Genomic DNA, 15,110 nt, shown 5'->3' on the forward strand with positions numbered 1-15,110 from the left:
CAACAGAGAGAGCACGCTTTGCTGCATCTGGTTGGCCTGAGACAGAGCGGAGATGCCGGTCTGGTTCAGGATGTTGAACTTCGTAAGGTTCGCGACTTCCTGCGCGATGTCGGCGGCGCGGATCCCGTCCTCGGAGGCGGAGAGGTTCTGCACCTGGTTATTCATGACGTTGGTCGCGCTCTGGAGCTGGTTCATGTAGGCGCCGGCCGTGCCGCGGAGGCCGGCTACGGTTCCGATAGCGCTGGTGATCAGGTCGAGTTCTGCGGCGGCTCCCGTCGAGTCCGTGAAACCGGTGGCGGTCAGGCCGAGGCCCGCGGAATCCACGGAGCCAAGAGCGCTGGAGATATCGAGGGAGGTGGCGTTGGCAGCGCCGCTTCCGTCGCTCATGAAGATGGTTGCCGAAGTTCGCCCGAAGATTGCCGATCCGTTGTAGGTCGTCTTGCCGCCGATCTTGTCGATCTGATCCTGGATCTGCGTGTATTCGGCGTTGAGGGCGGTGATCTGGTCGCTGGTGACGGTGTCACTTGCGGCTTCGGTGGCGAGGGTGACGGCCCGGTTCAGCAGGCTGGTGATCTGTCCCAGGGAACCGTCGGCGACCTGCAACATACCAATGCCGTCGGTGGCATTACGCGCGGATTGTGTCAGCGCGGTGACGTTGGCGTGGAGGCCGTCTGCGATGGCCAGGCCGGCTGCGTCGTCTGCGCCGGAATTGATACGCGAGCCAGAAGAAAGCCGGAAGAGCGTCTTCTGCAGCGAAGCCCCGGTGATCGACAGCTGGTTTTGCGCGGCCAGTGACGGAATGTTGTTGAGAATGCTGAGTGACATAAGTTTCTCCTTGTGCGTGGGGTTCCGCTTGGCAGTCGCTACAAGCGCGAGCTGTGTGCCCGCTGCCGAGTTCCGCTTTTGGAACCTTGGCCGTTTTCAGATATTTCATCGGCAGGGCGAGAGAGAGCTTTAGGGAGATGGTACGGAAGTAATGAATCGTGCCATCGGACGACCGGACCATCGTGCCATTGAAACCAAAGAACGGACATCGGCGGAAATGAAGAAAAAGGTCTTCGGTGCCGATGAAAAAGTTTCGTGATGATTTGCGGAGCGAGGGTGTCGTGATTCAGTTGACTCGATTGAACAATCAGCCGCTGGTGGTGAATGCCGACCTGATCAAGCTCGTCGAGCAGGCGCCGGACACCGTCATCACGTTGGTAACGGGGGAGAAGCTGGTGGTGCGGGAGAGCACGGAAGAGGTGGTCCGGCGGGTGGTTGTGTTTCGGCGGGAACTATTGGCGGACCTGCACGGAGCGGCAAAGGCGCAAAGTTCGGGAGAGGCCGAGCGTGAACCACCCCACTCAGATCCAAAAAAGGCATGAATGGAGCACCGGGTATTTGCTTGTGAACGGAAGTAGAACGGGGGCATTTAGTGGATAAGGCCAGCGTGAGCGGCGTGCTGGTGGGACTGGGCGGAATTACCGCCGGGCTGCTGATCGAGGGAGGGAATCTCGGCCAGATATTACAGCCTACGGCGGCGATGATCGTGTTTGGGGGGACGTTTGGGGCGGTGTTATTGCAGTTTCCGTTGCCAATCGTGTTGACGGCATTCCGAAGGTTTATCGACGTGTTTGTAGAGCCGAAACTCAATGCGGGGCAGATGATTACTCAGCTTGTAGGGTATGCGAACCAGGCGCGAAAGAACGGGATCGTGTCGCTGGATGCGGAGACGGAGAAGATTGGGGACCCCTTCCTGAAGAAGTCGCTGATGCTGGCGGTAGATGGGACGGAGCCACAAGAGCTGCGGAAGATCATGGAACTGGAGTTGGACAACATCGGAGAGCGCGATGAGCACGTGCCGAAGGTATTCGAGTCGGCCGGCGGATTTTCGCCAACTATCGGAATTATCGGGGCGGTGCTTGGGTTGATCCAGGTGATGCAGCATTTGCAGAACATCGATGAAGTGGGACGGGGAATTGCAGTGGCATTCGTGGCGACGATTTATGGCGTGGGAGCGGCAAACCTCTTTTTCCTGCCGACCGCGGGCAAGTTGAAGCTGCGAATGCGGGAGGAGCAGATGTTGCGCGAGATGACGCTGGAGGGAGTGATTTCGATTCTGGAGGGAATGAACCCGCGGATGCTCGAGACGAAGCTGCTGGGGTATTTGCAGGAGACGAAGAAGGAAGAGGCGAAGGAGACGAAGAAAGCGCAGGCCGAGGCGGAGGCATGAGCCGGAGGAAGAAACATCCCGCGCACGAGAACCATGAACGCTGGCTGGTGTCGTACGCCGACTTCATCACGCTGCTGTTCGCGTTTTTCGTGGTGCTATACGCGTCGTCGCAGGTGGACAAAAAGAAGATGGGGCAATTAGCGTTTGCCATCCAGACGGCCTTTCAGGAAATGGGGGTGTTCCAGGGGAAAAATATTGGTCCTCCAACGGAGGATGGCGGCGGAGGGCCGGCGCAGCCGCGCTCGGATTTGGAGGAGTTGGCGCGGATGACACCGCCGAAGGTGCTAGGACCGCCGATGAGCAGTCCGGATCTTGGGACATTGAAGCGCGAACTTGAGGATGCGCTGGCCCAGGAAATTCAAAGGCACGAAATTGCGCTGCACATCGGCCCGGATGGTTTGGTCATCAGCCTTCGGGAACTGGGCTTTTTCGATAGCGGGTCGGCGGTAATGCGGAAGGATTCCGAGAAATCGTTCGGGCGTGTCGCCGGATTAATCAAACAGTATCCGTGCAACGTAAGGATCGAGGGTCATACCGACAACGTCCCGATTCACACAGCGCATTTCAAGTCGAACTGGGAGTTGTCGACGGCGCGTGCAACGGAAGTGATTCGCAAGCTGATCCAGGAGCACGGCTTTGCGCCCGAGCGGTTGTCGGCATCGGGCTACGGCGAGTTTCATCCGACAGCGACCAATGCGACGAAAGAGGGAAGACAGATGAATCGGCGAGTGGATTTGGTCATCCTGGCGAAAGGGACTTCGGGAAGATCCGTTCCTGAGAAGCAGTGGGAGGCTGAACGGCCGATAAAGTGAAGCCCAATGTGGGTCGATAAAAGGGGACAGAGCCACCGTCTCACGTCGAACATCACGACTTGGGAAGGGTATGCCACAAGAAGCTCATATGTCGGATGATCTGGCACAGGACGAGGGTTTGTTAAGGGAATTTGTCACCGAGAGCGAGGAGCAACTGCAGAGCATGGAGCAGGACCTCCTCGGGATCGAAGGCGGGAGCGATAACGAGACTCTCAACCGGATTTTCCGCGCGATGCACACGATCAAGGGGACGTCGAGCTTCCTGCAGTTCGATTTCATTGTCGAACTGACGCACGAGGCGGAAGACGTTTTGAACGCGATGCGGCGCGAGGAGTGCCGACCGACGGCGGCGATTACCGACGTGATGCTTCGGGTGTGCGATCGGGTGCGCGCCATGCTTGCCGACGTTGCGAATCATCGTGAACTGCAGTATGACAATGCGTCGCTGATTGTGGCGCTGAAGACGGCGCACGAGGGGGCGAATCACGTAAAGCTCGGCGGGATATTGTCGACCCAGCCGGTGATCGAGGAAGCGGATCTGAACGCAGCGCTGGCCGAGTCGCAGAGCACGGGGAAAAAACTCGGGCAAGTACTGGTCGAACACGAGATCGCGACGCCCACCCACATCGAGCAGGCGTTGAGCAAGCAGGGGATCGTGGCGTCGGTGTCGGACAACACGACCATGCGTGTGGACGTGCGCAAACTGGATTTCCTGGTGAACCTGGTCGGGGAATTGGTGCTGGAGAGAAACCGCCTGGTGCAGTTAAGCCGAGAAGTCAGCGGGGGACAGATTTCTAAAGAACAGATGGACGGTGCGCTGAATTCCTCGGCGACGCGGTTGAGTTTCATCACAGATGAACTGCAGACGGCGAGCCTGCAGACGCGCATGGTGCCGATCGAGACGGTGTTCCGCCGATTGCCCAGAATGGTGCGGGATGTCGCGGGAGCGCTTGGGAAGCATGTCGAACTGGTGATTCGCGGTCAGGAAACAGAGATCGACAAGACCATGGTAGAGCAGATCAGTGACCCGCTAGTGCACCTGGTGCGGAACGCGATCGACCACGGGATTGAGACGGCGGAGAAGAGAAAAGCTGCGGGCAAGCTGGAGAACGGAACGCTTGTCGTCGAGGCGCGGCCAGAGGGCGATCAGATCGTGATTTGTGTCGCGGATGATGGAAAAGGCATCGACCCGGAGTTGGTGTTGGCAAAGACAGTCGAGAAGGGGTTTGTTGCCGCAGAGCGGGCGAAGATGCTCTCGCGGCGGGAAATCCTGGACTTGATCTTTCTCCCGGGGATGAGTACGGCGGAAAAGGTGAACAATGTGTCGGGCCGCGGCGTCGGGATGGATGTGGTCCGCAGCAATGTGAAGAAGCTGAACGGGACGGTGGAATTGGAGAGCATGGAGGGAAAGGGCACGACGATCAGGATTCGAGCGCCGCTGACGATGGCAATTCTCCCAGTGCTGCTGGTGGGTGTCGGAGAGGAGGTGTATGCATTGCCGCTACATGCGGTGCAGGAAACGGTTCGGGTGGAGAACGCGGACCTTCATCTCGTCGATGGACGAGAGGTGCTTTGCCTGAGCGGTTGCACCGTTTCTGTGTTGCGGCTTGGCGAGATATTTAGCGTCAAAGGGGCACAGATGCAGAACTGCCGGGCGGTGATTCTGGCGCTGGGGGACATGCGGATTGCGCTGCTGGTAGACCGGTTGCTGGGACAGGAATCGACGGTGATCAAGCCAATGGGCGAGTTCCTACGCGAGGCCCCGAGCATTACGGGAGCGACGATTGGCGGAGATGGACGCGTGAGGCTGGTGCTCGATCCGGCATCGCTGGTGGAAACAGCGAAACGTTCATGCGCAGGTCGTGTGCAATGACGTCGCCCGCACCAAGGCCGATCGGGGTCGATGCAACGGGAACGGTCGCAGCGACGAGCGCGCAAGTGGGACAGATCCGGAACCTGGTCTACGAAGAATGCGGGATATTCATACCGGAGTCGCGATTTCGATCGCTCGAGGAACGCTGCATGCGGCGCATGGCGGTGGTGAACGCGACTTCGCTGATGCAGTACTTCAGCTTCCTGACGTCACGCGCGGGACGAGCGGCGGAGATCAAGAATCTGCTGAACGAGATCACGGTAGGCGAAACCTGCTTCTTTCGGAACCAGTCGCAACTGGACGCGCTGCAGAACGTGATTCTGCCGGAACTGGTGGCGCGGAAGATGGGACAGGGGCTGCATCATGTGAGGATCTGGAGTGCAGGGTGTTCGACGGGTGAGGAACCGTACACGCTGGCAATCCTGCTGATCGAGAACAGTGCCGGTGTGTTAAAGAACTGGACGTTCGAAGTGCTGGCAAGCGATTTGAACGAGAATTCGCTGGTTAAGGCGCAGGCAGGAATCTATGGCGATTATGCGCTGCGAAACGTGAAGGGGTATTACCTGAATAAGTATTTCGAACGCGAAGGTGATCTGTACCGGGTAAAACGCGAGGTTCGTTCGCAAGTTCGATTCAGCCGCATCAATCTGCTTGACGATTCGAGGATGGTGTTCATGAAGGGGATGGACGTCATCTTCTGCTGCAATGTCCTCATTTATTTCGATACCGCGAGCAAAAGACGAGTGGTGCAGCACTTCTATAACAACCTGCTTGCGGATTCGCACCTGTTCCTTGGTCATGCGGAGTCGCTGTTTGGAGTTTCAGAGGATTTCAAACTGGTTCACTACCCCACGGCGACCGGGTACCTGAAGTCACAGAAAGTGATGGCAGGACGATGAGCACGATGCATGCGATTTCGGTGGATGAGATGGCGGCAAAGATTGGGGCGCTGGATCGAATTCCGAGCATCCCGGCGATATTGGTGCCGTTGCTGAAACTGCTGCAGGAGCCGCCGGAAACAGTGGACGTGCAGAGGGTTATTGAACTGCTTGGACACGACAAGTCATTGGCCGCACAAATTTTGCAGATGGCGAATTCGCCGCTGTTCGGGCGGTACAAGAATGTGTCGACGATCCGGGGCGCGGTTCTGGCACTGGGAATCGACCGGGTCAGGCAGATGGCGACTACGTGCTCGATCCTGAAGATGGCTCCAAACCAGGGGGACGGCTTCGATGTGAAGACGCTTTGGGAGCACTCGTTGGGAGTGGCCCTGGTGAGCCGCAGGTTCGCGCGCAGGATCGGATTCCAGGGACCAGAGCGGGCGTACCTGTCGGGATTGCTGCACGACATCGGGTTGATCGTGAACATGACCGTGGTCCCGGAGCTGTTTCTCGAATCGGCGCGAATTGCGCGAGAAGAGGGCCGGGGGTTCGACGAAACGGAGCCGATGGTGATCGGCTTCGGACACGGTGTGACGGGGGCACTACTGGCAGAACGGTGGGGCCTGGATGCGGAATTGAAAGAAGTAATCCGGCGGCATCACGAGTTCGAGCGGGCCACGGTAGCACGGGAGTCGGTGGCTCTGGTGAGTGTCGCCGATCAACTGTGCCGGTTGCGGGGCTTGGGATACGGCTTTGCTGAGAAGCGTTGCGTGTGCCTGACCGAGGAAAGCGCATTTCAGTTCCTGGCGGAGAAGTTTCCGGTGCTGTGGCGCACAGACCTGGAGAGGTTCACGTATGAACTCGACGGTTACATCAACGAGGTTCGGGAACTGGTGACGGTTCTGTTTCGTTTGCGATGAGAGAGGAAGCAAAAGCCCGGACTGTACGAGTGCTGGTCGTGGATGACAGTTCGTTCATCCGGCTGGCACTGAAGCGAATAATCCAGTCGGACTCCGAACTGGAAGTCGTGGGTTGTGCGCATGGCGGATACGAGGCGCTTGATATGGCAGCAGAACTCGATCCCGACGTGGTCACAATGGATATCGAAATGCCGCGAATGAACGGCTTGGAAGCCGTACAGGCGTTGATGGCGAGCAATCCGAGACCGGTGATCATGGTGAGTTCGCTGACGCAAGACGGAGCCGATGCCACGTTTCAGGCTTTGGAATATGGGGCGTTCGACTATGTCGCGAAGCATGGCGCGGGGGGACTGGATGTAACACAGATCCGGAGAGAGTTGATCGCGAAGATCAAGGCGGCGGCGGAGAGCCGGCTCCGGAACAGGCGTAAGAACGGGAGCATCCACAATGAGGTCTGGCGCCAGACCAGGGATCCGCGCGCGATGGGAGTGGCGCCCTCGTTGGTCTGTATCGGATCGTCGACGGGGGGACCGAGGGCGCTGCAGCAAATTCTACCGGTGCTTCCGGGGAATTTGCCGGTAGGCATTGTAATCATTCAGCACATGCCGCCTGGGTTCACCGCACCTTTCGCGGCGCGGTTGGACGGTATGTGCAGCATTCACGTGAAAGAAGCGGAGATGAATGACTTGATCGAGCCCGGAACGGTTCTGATTGCCCCCGCGGGGTGGCACGTCGCGATCCAACAGAAATCGTATTCGCGGTACGCTGTGCGGTTGACGAAGACTCCGAGCGACACGTTGCACATGCCTTCGGTGGACGTGACGATGTTGAGCGCGGCAGAAGTGCTGGGGCCTCGCGCAATGGGAGTCGTCCTGACGGGAATGGGAAACGATGGCGAGGCAGGGATGACCGCGATTCATGCGGCGGGCGGTTATACGGTGGCGCAGGACGAGGAGACGAGCGTCGTCTATGGAATGCCGAAGGCGTGCGCCACGGCGGGAGTGGTGAGCAAGGTCTTGCCGCTGCCGGAGATCGCGAATGAAATTATCGCCGCCGTGACACGGTGCTCTCACGGTGCAAGGGACGGCATCGGCATTGGGTCGCAGGTTGAGGTATGAGGTGGCGTTTGCTCCAGCACGTGCCGGACTTTGTCGGCGAGAGTGTCGAGCGTGAAAGGTTTTTGCAAGTAGTTGAGGTTGGGATCGGAAAAGCTTTCGCGCACGACGGCACGGTCGGTGTAGCCGGACATGAAGATGACCTTCAGCCCGGGTCGCAGGGCGAGCAGTTGATTCGCGAATTCACGGCCGTTTCTGCCGGGCATCACGACATCGGTGAGGAGAAGGTCGATGATGTCAATGTTCTCCCCATAGAGTTCCAACCCCTCATCGGCGTCGATGGCTTCAAGGACTTGATACCCGTGGAGTTCGAGGACTTCACGAGTGACGTTGCGAACAAAATCTTCGTCTTCGACGAGGAGGATGGTCTTGGGCGGCGCGGGTTCGGTGCGAGTTTCCATTCGGAGCTCCGTCAGAAGAAAAGCAAACGGAGTTCCAAACGAATTTGTGGCGAATGCGACTGGGATCAGGGATTTAGGCGCGGATCGAGCGGGCTCACGACGGTTGCGGGTTCAGCTTCACTTAGGTTGATCCATTTTGGGAATCCAAAATAGGAAACGGAACTGGCGAAGATCGTCGCGCGTCCTTATGGAGAAGGTAGAACCACGATGCTCCGCGTCTCTTTGGAGCCTCGAGAGCTACTGAACTTCTTCAGAATTCTTTACAGTGAGAAGGCACGCGAGTGAATGATTTCACGGGAGGCGCATGGCACGCAGGTGCTACACTCCGTCCGCACATTCTTACTCATTTTTGCAGTTCGATCTGAGAGGCGCGGATCGAGCTGTTTCTGAAAGGATTCACTGGTGATGAGAAGCGGCCGAGTAGTGAACTCTGTGGTTATTGCTGCAATTGCATTGATATGCGCGGCGTGCGCGGTCCCGGTTGCGGCACAGAATTCTAGCGACAAGCCGGATCTTCAGATGGTGACGAAGATTCGAAATGAGGGTTTTCATAATTCCAAGGTGATGGAGATCATGGAGGACATGTCGGACCGGTTGGGGCAGCGGCTTACGGGTTCGGCGAACCAGAAGCGAGCGAATGAATGGGCTCGCGACACCATGGCAGGCTGGGGATTGCAGAATGCGCACCTGGAGACGTTTCCGTTCGGGCGCGGATGGGAGACGGATGGAGCGACGGTGGAGATGATTTCTCCGGACCGTGCGCAACTTTATGTAATTCCCAAGGCGTGGACGCCTGGAACGAATGGGGTGGTGAAGGGCGAGGTTGTGCACCTCAATGCCACGACGAAAGAAGATCTGGAGAAACTGAAGGGCGCGCTCGCCGGCAAGATCGTGCTGCTGGGCGAAGTACGTGATTTGAAGCCACAGAACGAAGCAGCGCTGAAGCGCTACGACGATAAGGGTCTGTCGGAGATCGGCGCTTACAACGTTCCAGGCGCGCGGTTTACGGATCCGACCGGGCGGGTCTTTTCACGCGAAGATATCATTCGACGGTTTGCGTTCCAACGCGAGCTGCAGAAGTTCATTGCCGATGAGAAACCGGCGCTGGTGATCGAAGGCAGCCGCGGAGACGAGGGTTTGATCTTCGTTGGCGGCTCACAGGCATACAAGAAGGGCGAGGCTGAAGGAGTGCCGTGGGTATACATGGCGGCGGAGCATTTCAACCGGCTGGCGCGGCTGGCGGATCGCAAGGTGCCGGTGACGGTCGAGGCTGAGGTCAAGGCGAAGTTCGACGACAGCAATGACGGGAACTCGTGGAACACGGTCGCGGAAATCCCCGGCACCGATAAGAAGGATGAGATCGTAATGTGCGGAGGGCACATCGATTCGTGGCACGCAGGTACGGGCGCCACGGACGACGGCGCGGGCGTGGCGGTCACGATGGAGGCGATGCGGATTCTGCAATCGCTGGGAGTAAAGCCGCGTCGGACGATCCGGATCGGGTTGTGGGGCGGCGAAGAAGAAGGCCTGCTCGGCTCGCGCGCGTATGTTTCCGATCACTTTGGAAAGCGTGAAGCTCCGCCGCAACGGCCGGGGCAGGACAACGGTTTGCCGAGTTTCATGCGCGGCGAGCAGGGCACGCTGATGCTGAAGCAGGACCAGACAAAGGTCGCGGCATACTTCAACATCGATAACGGGACGGGGAAGCTGCGCGGGATTTATACGCAGGAGAATCCGATGGTGGCGCCGATCTTCGAGGCGTGGGGCGAGCCGTTCCGCGATCTTGGGTTCACAACGATCACGAACCGGAACACGGGCGGGACGGATCACCTGTCGTTCGATGCCGTCGGGATTCCGGGATTCCAGTTCATCCAGGACCCGGTGGAATACTTCTCGCGAACGCATCACTCGAACATGGACGTGTACGATCGCATTCAGCGCGAGGACATGATGCAGGCATCGGTGATCCTGGCATCCTTCTTATATAACGCTGCGATGCGTGATGAGATGCTGCCACGGAAAGCTCTTCCAAAAGATACGAAGATGGAAGAGGCACCGAAGCCGCCCGAGCCGGTGAAGGCAGGGAAGAAGAAGAAATAAACGGCAAAACGGCTAAGGGAAAAACGGCAAAACTAAATCACACGGGGCGCGGCGCGGGCTGCGCCCTTTTTTGTGCGCGCAAGTTGGCACGTGGGTGGCAGTGAAACGTATCCAGCACCTTGGGATAGATTATGTTACGCCGATTTCTCATCAACTAACGAAGAGTGGGTGTACGCAGCAACTCGGCGATTCCAGCGTGATGCAGTTCCTGCGCTAACGACAATGCTGACCTTCCCGATTTGTTAGTCACGGTCGTGTTCGCGCCCGCGGCGAGAAGCATCCGAACTGCGGTCGCATCGTCCGCAGAGACAGCATCCATCAGTGGAGTCATGCCGATGTAATCAGCATCATTTACGTCCGCTCCCAAGTCCAACAACACCCTTACACTCTTGTCATGCCGACCTAATGCTGCTATTGCTAACGCTGATTGCCTAGAGGGCAGTTCTCGTTGGTTCACGTTGCCGTATCGGCGCACGAAAGCCCGTATTTGTTCGGTGTTCTCCTGCTCAACTCAATGCTCAATTACGAAAAGTCTGGCGTTGTAATCGTCACCGGAGCGACCTGCACAAAGTAAGGCGGACGACCGGAAACCGCAATCCGAATTGATCCGCTGGCAACGTCGAGGTTAGCTGCTCGCACGGTATCGGCGATGTATGGCTCCGACAACTCTGTGATAGTCTCCTTCTGCAACGCCGACGGGGTGAGGGTTCGCTCGACAGGTTGAACCGTTGCAGATTGCAGTTGCCGGTCGCGCCAAACAAACGAGAGGTCGAACGTGCCATTTATTTCAGGGGCACGATTGCACTCCACGCAGATCAGCGTCATTACAAGAACAATGACCGTCGTTATTGCAGTGGGTAGCCGCACAAATCTATAGACACCTAACAAAGGTTTGAGGTTCCGCACTTAAGGAGCGAGGGCTTCTCATTCATTGATTGTATTGATAGAAATCCCCAACGGCATTAGCCAGCATCCTGCTTCAGCTTTCAGGGCTCAGAACCTGTAGCCTGGTTTCGCGGCGCCGGTGGCGAATTTGGCGGCACGGAAGACGTTTTCGGTGAGAGCGGCGACGGTGACGGGGCCGACTCCGCCGGGGACGGGCGTCATGTAGGCGGCGAAAGAAGCGACGTCTTTCTTGATGTCGCCGTGGAGTTTGCCGGCTTCGTCGACGCGGGTGGCGACGTCGAAGATGGCTACGCCGGGTTTCACCATTTCCTTCGTAATCGAATAGTGTTCGGAGCCGACTGCGGTGACGAGGATGTCGGCGTCGCGGATGAGGCGCTCCTGGTCGGCCTTGGAGACGTAGCGGTGGCACCAGATGGCGGCGGCGTTGCACATGCGTCCGCCGAGCATGTGGAGGATGGGCTTGGCGGTGATGTCGTTGCGGCCGACGACGACGGCGAGTTTGCCCTGGGTTTTGATTCCGTAGTGGGCCATCATGCGGCGGACGGCGAGAGCGGTGGCGGGAAGGAAGCGGATTTTTTCGGCGCGGGCGCGGTAGAGAGAAGCGATGGCAGCGCGGCCGACGCCGTCGACGTCCTTCTCGTCTCCGATGGCGTCGAAGATATCGAACTTGTTGGTGCGGGCGGACTCGTGCTCCTCGATGTGGCGCGGCAGCGGGAGTTGAACGAGGATGCCGTGGAATTCGGGTGAGGTGCTGAGGCGGGCGACTTCGTTCTTGAGGGAGTCGGCATCGATGTCATCGGGGAACAGCCGTAGCTGCGCGTTCATGCCGAGTTTGGCGCAGGCCTCGATCTTCTTCTTTATATAGCGCTCGGAGGCGGCGTTATAGCCGACCTGGACGATGGCGAGCGAGGGGACAACCTTGTATTTGGCGATGAATTCGGGGACTTCCGCGCGCAGGTGAGCCTGGATTTCTTCCGCGACGGGCTTGCCGTACATGAGCACGGCGGAATGCTGGGTGGACAAAGGGAGTTTCTCCTGGGTGGGGACAGATCAGTTTATCAGGAAGGAAACCACGAAGGCACGAGGGCACTAAGGATCAGGAGTTGCTTCTGGCGTCGCGCATTCGCGCGACGAGAGGAACACTGCGATTCGTTTTCCCCGCACTCACGTGGGCTGCATTCTCGGACCAAGCTCAGGCGCTGAAGGTGACCTCGACGAGGGTGATGTCGTCGTTCTGGGCGGCGGAGCCGCGGAAGTTGGCGACCTGTTCCATGATGTTGGTGAAGGCGTCATCGCACTGGCAGGCGCCTTCGAGGCGCTCTTCACCGAAGAGATCATCAACGGGGTTTTCGGCCTCGGTGATTCCGTCGCTCACGACGATGAAGCGGTCGCCCGGTTTGAGTTGGCCTGTGTGCATCTCGAAATCAGCGATCGGAATAAGCCCTACGGGCATGGACCCCTCTTCCCAGCGCTCGATGGATTTGTCGGGCTGGATACGGACCGGTGGGACGTGGCCGCAGCGAATCCATTCCATGTTGCCGTCGGGATGAATACGCCCTAGAAAGAAGGTGGCGTACTTGCCGCCGAGATCGCGGGAGCAAAGGAACTGGTTAATCGCGCTAGCGGCATCCGCGAGCGTGCGCTCTTCCATCAGTTGCGAATAGATGAGGCCTTGCAAGATGGCAGCGAGCAAAGCCGCAGAGACACCTTTGCCGCTCACGTCGGCGAGGACGATGTTGAGCTTGCCATTGATGTAGAGCACGTCGTAGAAGTCTCCGCCGATTTCGCGGCAGGAAACGTTTCGAGCCCGCACGCGCGCGAAAGGCACATCAGGCAGGCGTGCGGGCATGAGGCCCTGCTGAATGCCGGCGGCGATGGAAAGCTCCTGCTGGTAGCGGCGGCGGGCTTCTTCGGCCTGCATGAGGACCGCGTTTTCGAGCAGCATCGCGGCTTCGCCGGCAATGGCCTTTAGGATCTGGTGATCGACTTTGGAGAGGTCGCCGGAGATGAATTGGCTGTCGAGATAGAGAACGCCGCGGATTTCGCTGCTCTGCGGGCCTTCGCGATTCTGCTGTACGGTCATGCGTAGCGGGACGGAGATCACGGAGCGCAGATCGTGGGCAACGATCGATTGGCGCGCGGCCATGTCGCTGAGCTTGGTGGTGTCGGCGACGATGAACTCGTCTGCCGATGAAACGGTGTCGCGCAGTATGGAATGCGAGATGCCCTTGTCCGTGGTGATGGGCTCTTTCTTGTTGTTACGGCCGACTGCCAGTTTCATCTCGCCGCCTTCGGCATCGCGCAGGAAGACGAATCCCCGCTCGGCACCGGTCAGGGCGAGGCAGGTGTCGAGCAGTACGCTCAGGACATCGGTGAGGACGTTTGAGGAACTGAGGGCACGGGCGGCTTCGAGGAAGAGCGTGAGCTTTTCGAGTTCCGAACTCTTGCTGTTCGTCGGGACATGGATCTGGCTGAGGAGTTCGAGGACCTGCTGGTTGCTGGCGCTGGCGGTCTGCAGCGCGGCGGTTACGCTCGGGCCGAACTGGATGTGGTCGCCAGGGTGGATCTCGATGCGGCCATTGATGCGCTGTCCATTGACGTAGGTTCCGTGACGGCTGCCCTCGTCTTCGATGAAATAGATCCCTTCCTCGCAACTAAACCTGGCGTGGTCGCGCGAGACGCGAGCGTCCTTGAGGACGATGTCCTTTTCGGGTTTGCGGCCTACAGTGACGGGGAAGCGCTCAAGCGGTACGGTGTGCTCGTCAAGGCCATCGCGCAGATGGAGTACGAGGCCGGGCGAGAGCTTCGAGGTCGATTTGGCGGATAGTCCAATTGAGCTTTGCACGGTCGGTTCGAAAGAAGTAGCAGGATTGTAGTCCAAAAGCGGGGGTTTGGGACAGGGGGAAGAATGCAAGGCAAGGGGTGGAGGGAAAAGGGGAAAAACGAGTTGCGGGAGATGGACACCGAGGCGGCGCTGGCGGCCTGGATACCGGCGGCACGTTTCGGCACACCATCTTAGACCAGAATTCCGTTGACGAATACCAATACGTCAGGCAATGTTCTGCGAACACAAAGCAGGGGGGTGTGGGGTGACAACAGCGGCGGCCGCAGTGCAGAGGCAGCGAACCCAGTGGCATGTTCGCGGATCGTGGAGCACACGGGAGGACCGGAAAGCCTCGGTGGTCTGGCTCGGAATTCTATGGGTGGGGATGATCGCAGGATTCGGCGTGGATATCTCGCGCTATTTGCACGAGAAACCCACACCGCCGATGGTTGTAAATGTACACGCTGCGGTATTCGTAATCTGGCTCTTCGTGATAACGGCGCAGGTGCTACTGGTTGAGAGCGATCATGTCGCCTGGCATCGAAAGCTGGGCTGGTTCGCCGCGGGATGGGCCTGCCTTATGGCGGTCATGGGACCGTGGGCGGCAATGGCATCGCAGATAGTGGATCTGCACACACCGGCAAGTGATCCGCCATTTATTTCGGTGAACATCGTTGACATCGGCGGGTTTCTCATTTTGCTGGCGTGGGGGCTTACGCTCAGGAAGAATCCGGCTGCACACCGGAGAATGATGATACTTTCTACGGTCGCGCTGGCCGACCCGGGATTCGCGCGGTTCACAGGGAATCTCGTTCCCCAGCCAACATCCGCGATTCCCTGGTTCTTCTACATGTTTTATGGAAATGTGCTGTTGATCCTGCTTATGGCTGGGTGGGATTGGTGGCGCGGGCGACTGATGCGTCCCTTCGCGATCGGAGCAACGGCTCTGCTGACAGCGATGTTCGTTGCCTCACTGCTGTACTTCTGGGGACCGTGGAGGGTGCTCACGACCGGATGGGTGCAGGCTTTAGCGAGAATCTAGATCACCCAAACGACCGCGGAC

Annotated in this window: 15 protein-coding genes; 9 read left to right on the top strand and 6 right to left on the bottom strand. The window is 58.5% G+C overall.

The features are described from left to right. The coding region (locus ROO76_01465) for a flagellin (protein ID MDT8066812.1) at positions 1–825 on the bottom strand (825 nt) is incomplete at its 3' end. A gap of 242 nt (positions 826–1,067) precedes the next feature. On the opposite strand from ROO76_01465, the gene ROO76_01470 reads away from it, so the two are divergent. From ROO76_01470 to ROO76_01500, 7 genes are all read left to right on the top strand, one after another. Continuing rightward, complete coding sequence (locus tag ROO76_01470) at positions 1,068–1,367, top strand: flagellar FlbD family protein (protein ID MDT8066813.1); 300 nt, start codon at positions 1,068–1,070, stop codon at positions 1,365–1,367. A gap of 50 nt (positions 1,368–1,417) precedes the next feature. Then, on the top strand, positions 1,418–2,215 hold the full coding sequence (locus ROO76_01475) for a flagellar motor protein (GenBank protein ID MDT8066814.1): 798 nt from the start codon (positions 1,418–1,420) through the stop codon (positions 2,213–2,215). Continuing rightward, a complete protein-coding gene (locus ROO76_01480) occupies positions 2,212–3,027 on the top strand; it encodes a flagellar motor protein MotB (protein MDT8066815.1) in 816 nt (271 codons plus the stop codon). The genes ROO76_01475 and ROO76_01480 overlap by 4 nt, the downstream gene beginning before the upstream one ends. Before the next feature lie 88 nt (positions 3,028–3,115). Beyond that, positions 3,116–4,900 (top strand): chemotaxis protein CheA, encoded by a 1,785-nt coding sequence (locus tag ROO76_01485; GenBank protein MDT8066816.1) that lies wholly within the window; start codon positions 3,116–3,118, stop codon positions 4,898–4,900. Further along, on the top strand, positions 4,897–5,799 hold the full coding sequence (locus ROO76_01490) for a protein-glutamate O-methyltransferase CheR (protein MDT8066817.1): 903 nt from the start codon (positions 4,897–4,899) through the stop codon (positions 5,797–5,799). The genes ROO76_01485 and ROO76_01490 overlap by 4 nt, the downstream gene beginning before the upstream one ends. Continuing rightward, positions 5,796–6,701 carry an HDOD domain-containing protein gene (locus tag ROO76_01495; GenBank protein ID MDT8066818.1) on the top strand — a complete coding sequence of 302 codons (906 nt, stop codon included), beginning with the start codon at positions 5,796–5,798 and terminating at the stop codon, positions 6,699–6,701. The genes ROO76_01490 and ROO76_01495 overlap by 4 nt, the downstream gene beginning before the upstream one ends. After that, on the top strand, positions 6,698–7,819 hold the full coding sequence (locus ROO76_01500; protein MDT8066819.1) for a chemotaxis response regulator protein-glutamate methylesterase: 1,122 nt from the start codon (positions 6,698–6,700) through the stop codon (positions 7,817–7,819). Before ROO76_01495 ends, ROO76_01500 begins: the two co-directional genes overlap by 4 nt. On the opposite strand, the gene ROO76_01505 is transcribed toward ROO76_01500, so the two are convergent. After that, positions 7,771–8,217, bottom strand: coding sequence for a response regulator (locus ROO76_01505; protein ID MDT8066820.1), 447 nt, complete (start codon positions 8,215–8,217; stop codon positions 7,771–7,773). The genes ROO76_01500 and ROO76_01505 overlap by 49 nt on opposite strands. A gap of 519 nt (positions 8,218–8,736) precedes the next feature. Here ROO76_01505 and ROO76_01510 point away from each other — a divergent pair. Further along, positions 8,737–10,317 carry a M20/M25/M40 family metallo-hydrolase gene (locus ROO76_01510; protein MDT8066821.1) on the top strand — a complete coding sequence of 527 codons (1,581 nt, stop codon included), beginning with the start codon at positions 8,737–8,739 and terminating at the stop codon, positions 10,315–10,317. 154 nt (positions 10,318–10,471) lie between these two features. On the opposite strand, the gene ROO76_01515 is transcribed toward ROO76_01510, so the two are convergent. The 4 genes from ROO76_01515 to ROO76_01530 all read right to left on the bottom strand — a co-directional run bounded on the left by ROO76_01515 (position 10,472) and on the right by ROO76_01530 (position 14,068). Continuing rightward, the gene (locus ROO76_01515; protein ID MDT8066822.1) at positions 10,472–10,792 is read right to left on the bottom strand and encodes an ankyrin repeat domain-containing protein; all 321 of its coding nucleotides are present in this window, start codon (positions 10,790–10,792) and stop codon (positions 10,472–10,474) included. A gap of 47 nt (positions 10,793–10,839) precedes the next feature. Further along, complete coding sequence (locus ROO76_01520) at positions 10,840–11,184, bottom strand: hypothetical protein (GenBank protein MDT8066823.1); 345 nt, start codon at positions 11,182–11,184, stop codon at positions 10,840–10,842. A 126-nt stretch (positions 11,185–11,310) separates the two neighbouring features. Continuing rightward, positions 11,311–12,246 (bottom strand): bifunctional 5,10-methylenetetrahydrofolate dehydrogenase/5,10-methenyltetrahydrofolate cyclohydrolase, encoded by a 936-nt coding sequence (locus tag ROO76_01525; protein ID MDT8066824.1) that lies wholly within the window; start codon positions 12,244–12,246, stop codon positions 11,311–11,313. A gap of 169 nt (positions 12,247–12,415) precedes the next feature. Then, on the bottom strand, positions 12,416–14,068 hold the full coding sequence (locus ROO76_01530) for a SpoIIE family protein phosphatase (protein ID MDT8066825.1): 1,653 nt from the start codon (positions 14,066–14,068) through the stop codon (positions 12,416–12,418). Positions 14,069–14,312: 244 nt separating this feature from the next. On the opposite strand from ROO76_01530, the gene ROO76_01535 reads away from it, so the two are divergent. After that, positions 14,313–15,089 carry a hypothetical protein gene (locus ROO76_01535; GenBank protein MDT8066826.1) on the top strand — a complete coding sequence of 259 codons (777 nt, stop codon included), beginning with the start codon at positions 14,313–14,315 and terminating at the stop codon, positions 15,087–15,089. Positions 15,090–15,110: the final 21 nt, after the last annotated feature.

The organism is Terriglobia bacterium, assembly GCA_032252755.1.
Lineage (GTDB): Bacteria > Acidobacteriota > Terriglobia > Terriglobales > Acidobacteriaceae > JAVUPY01.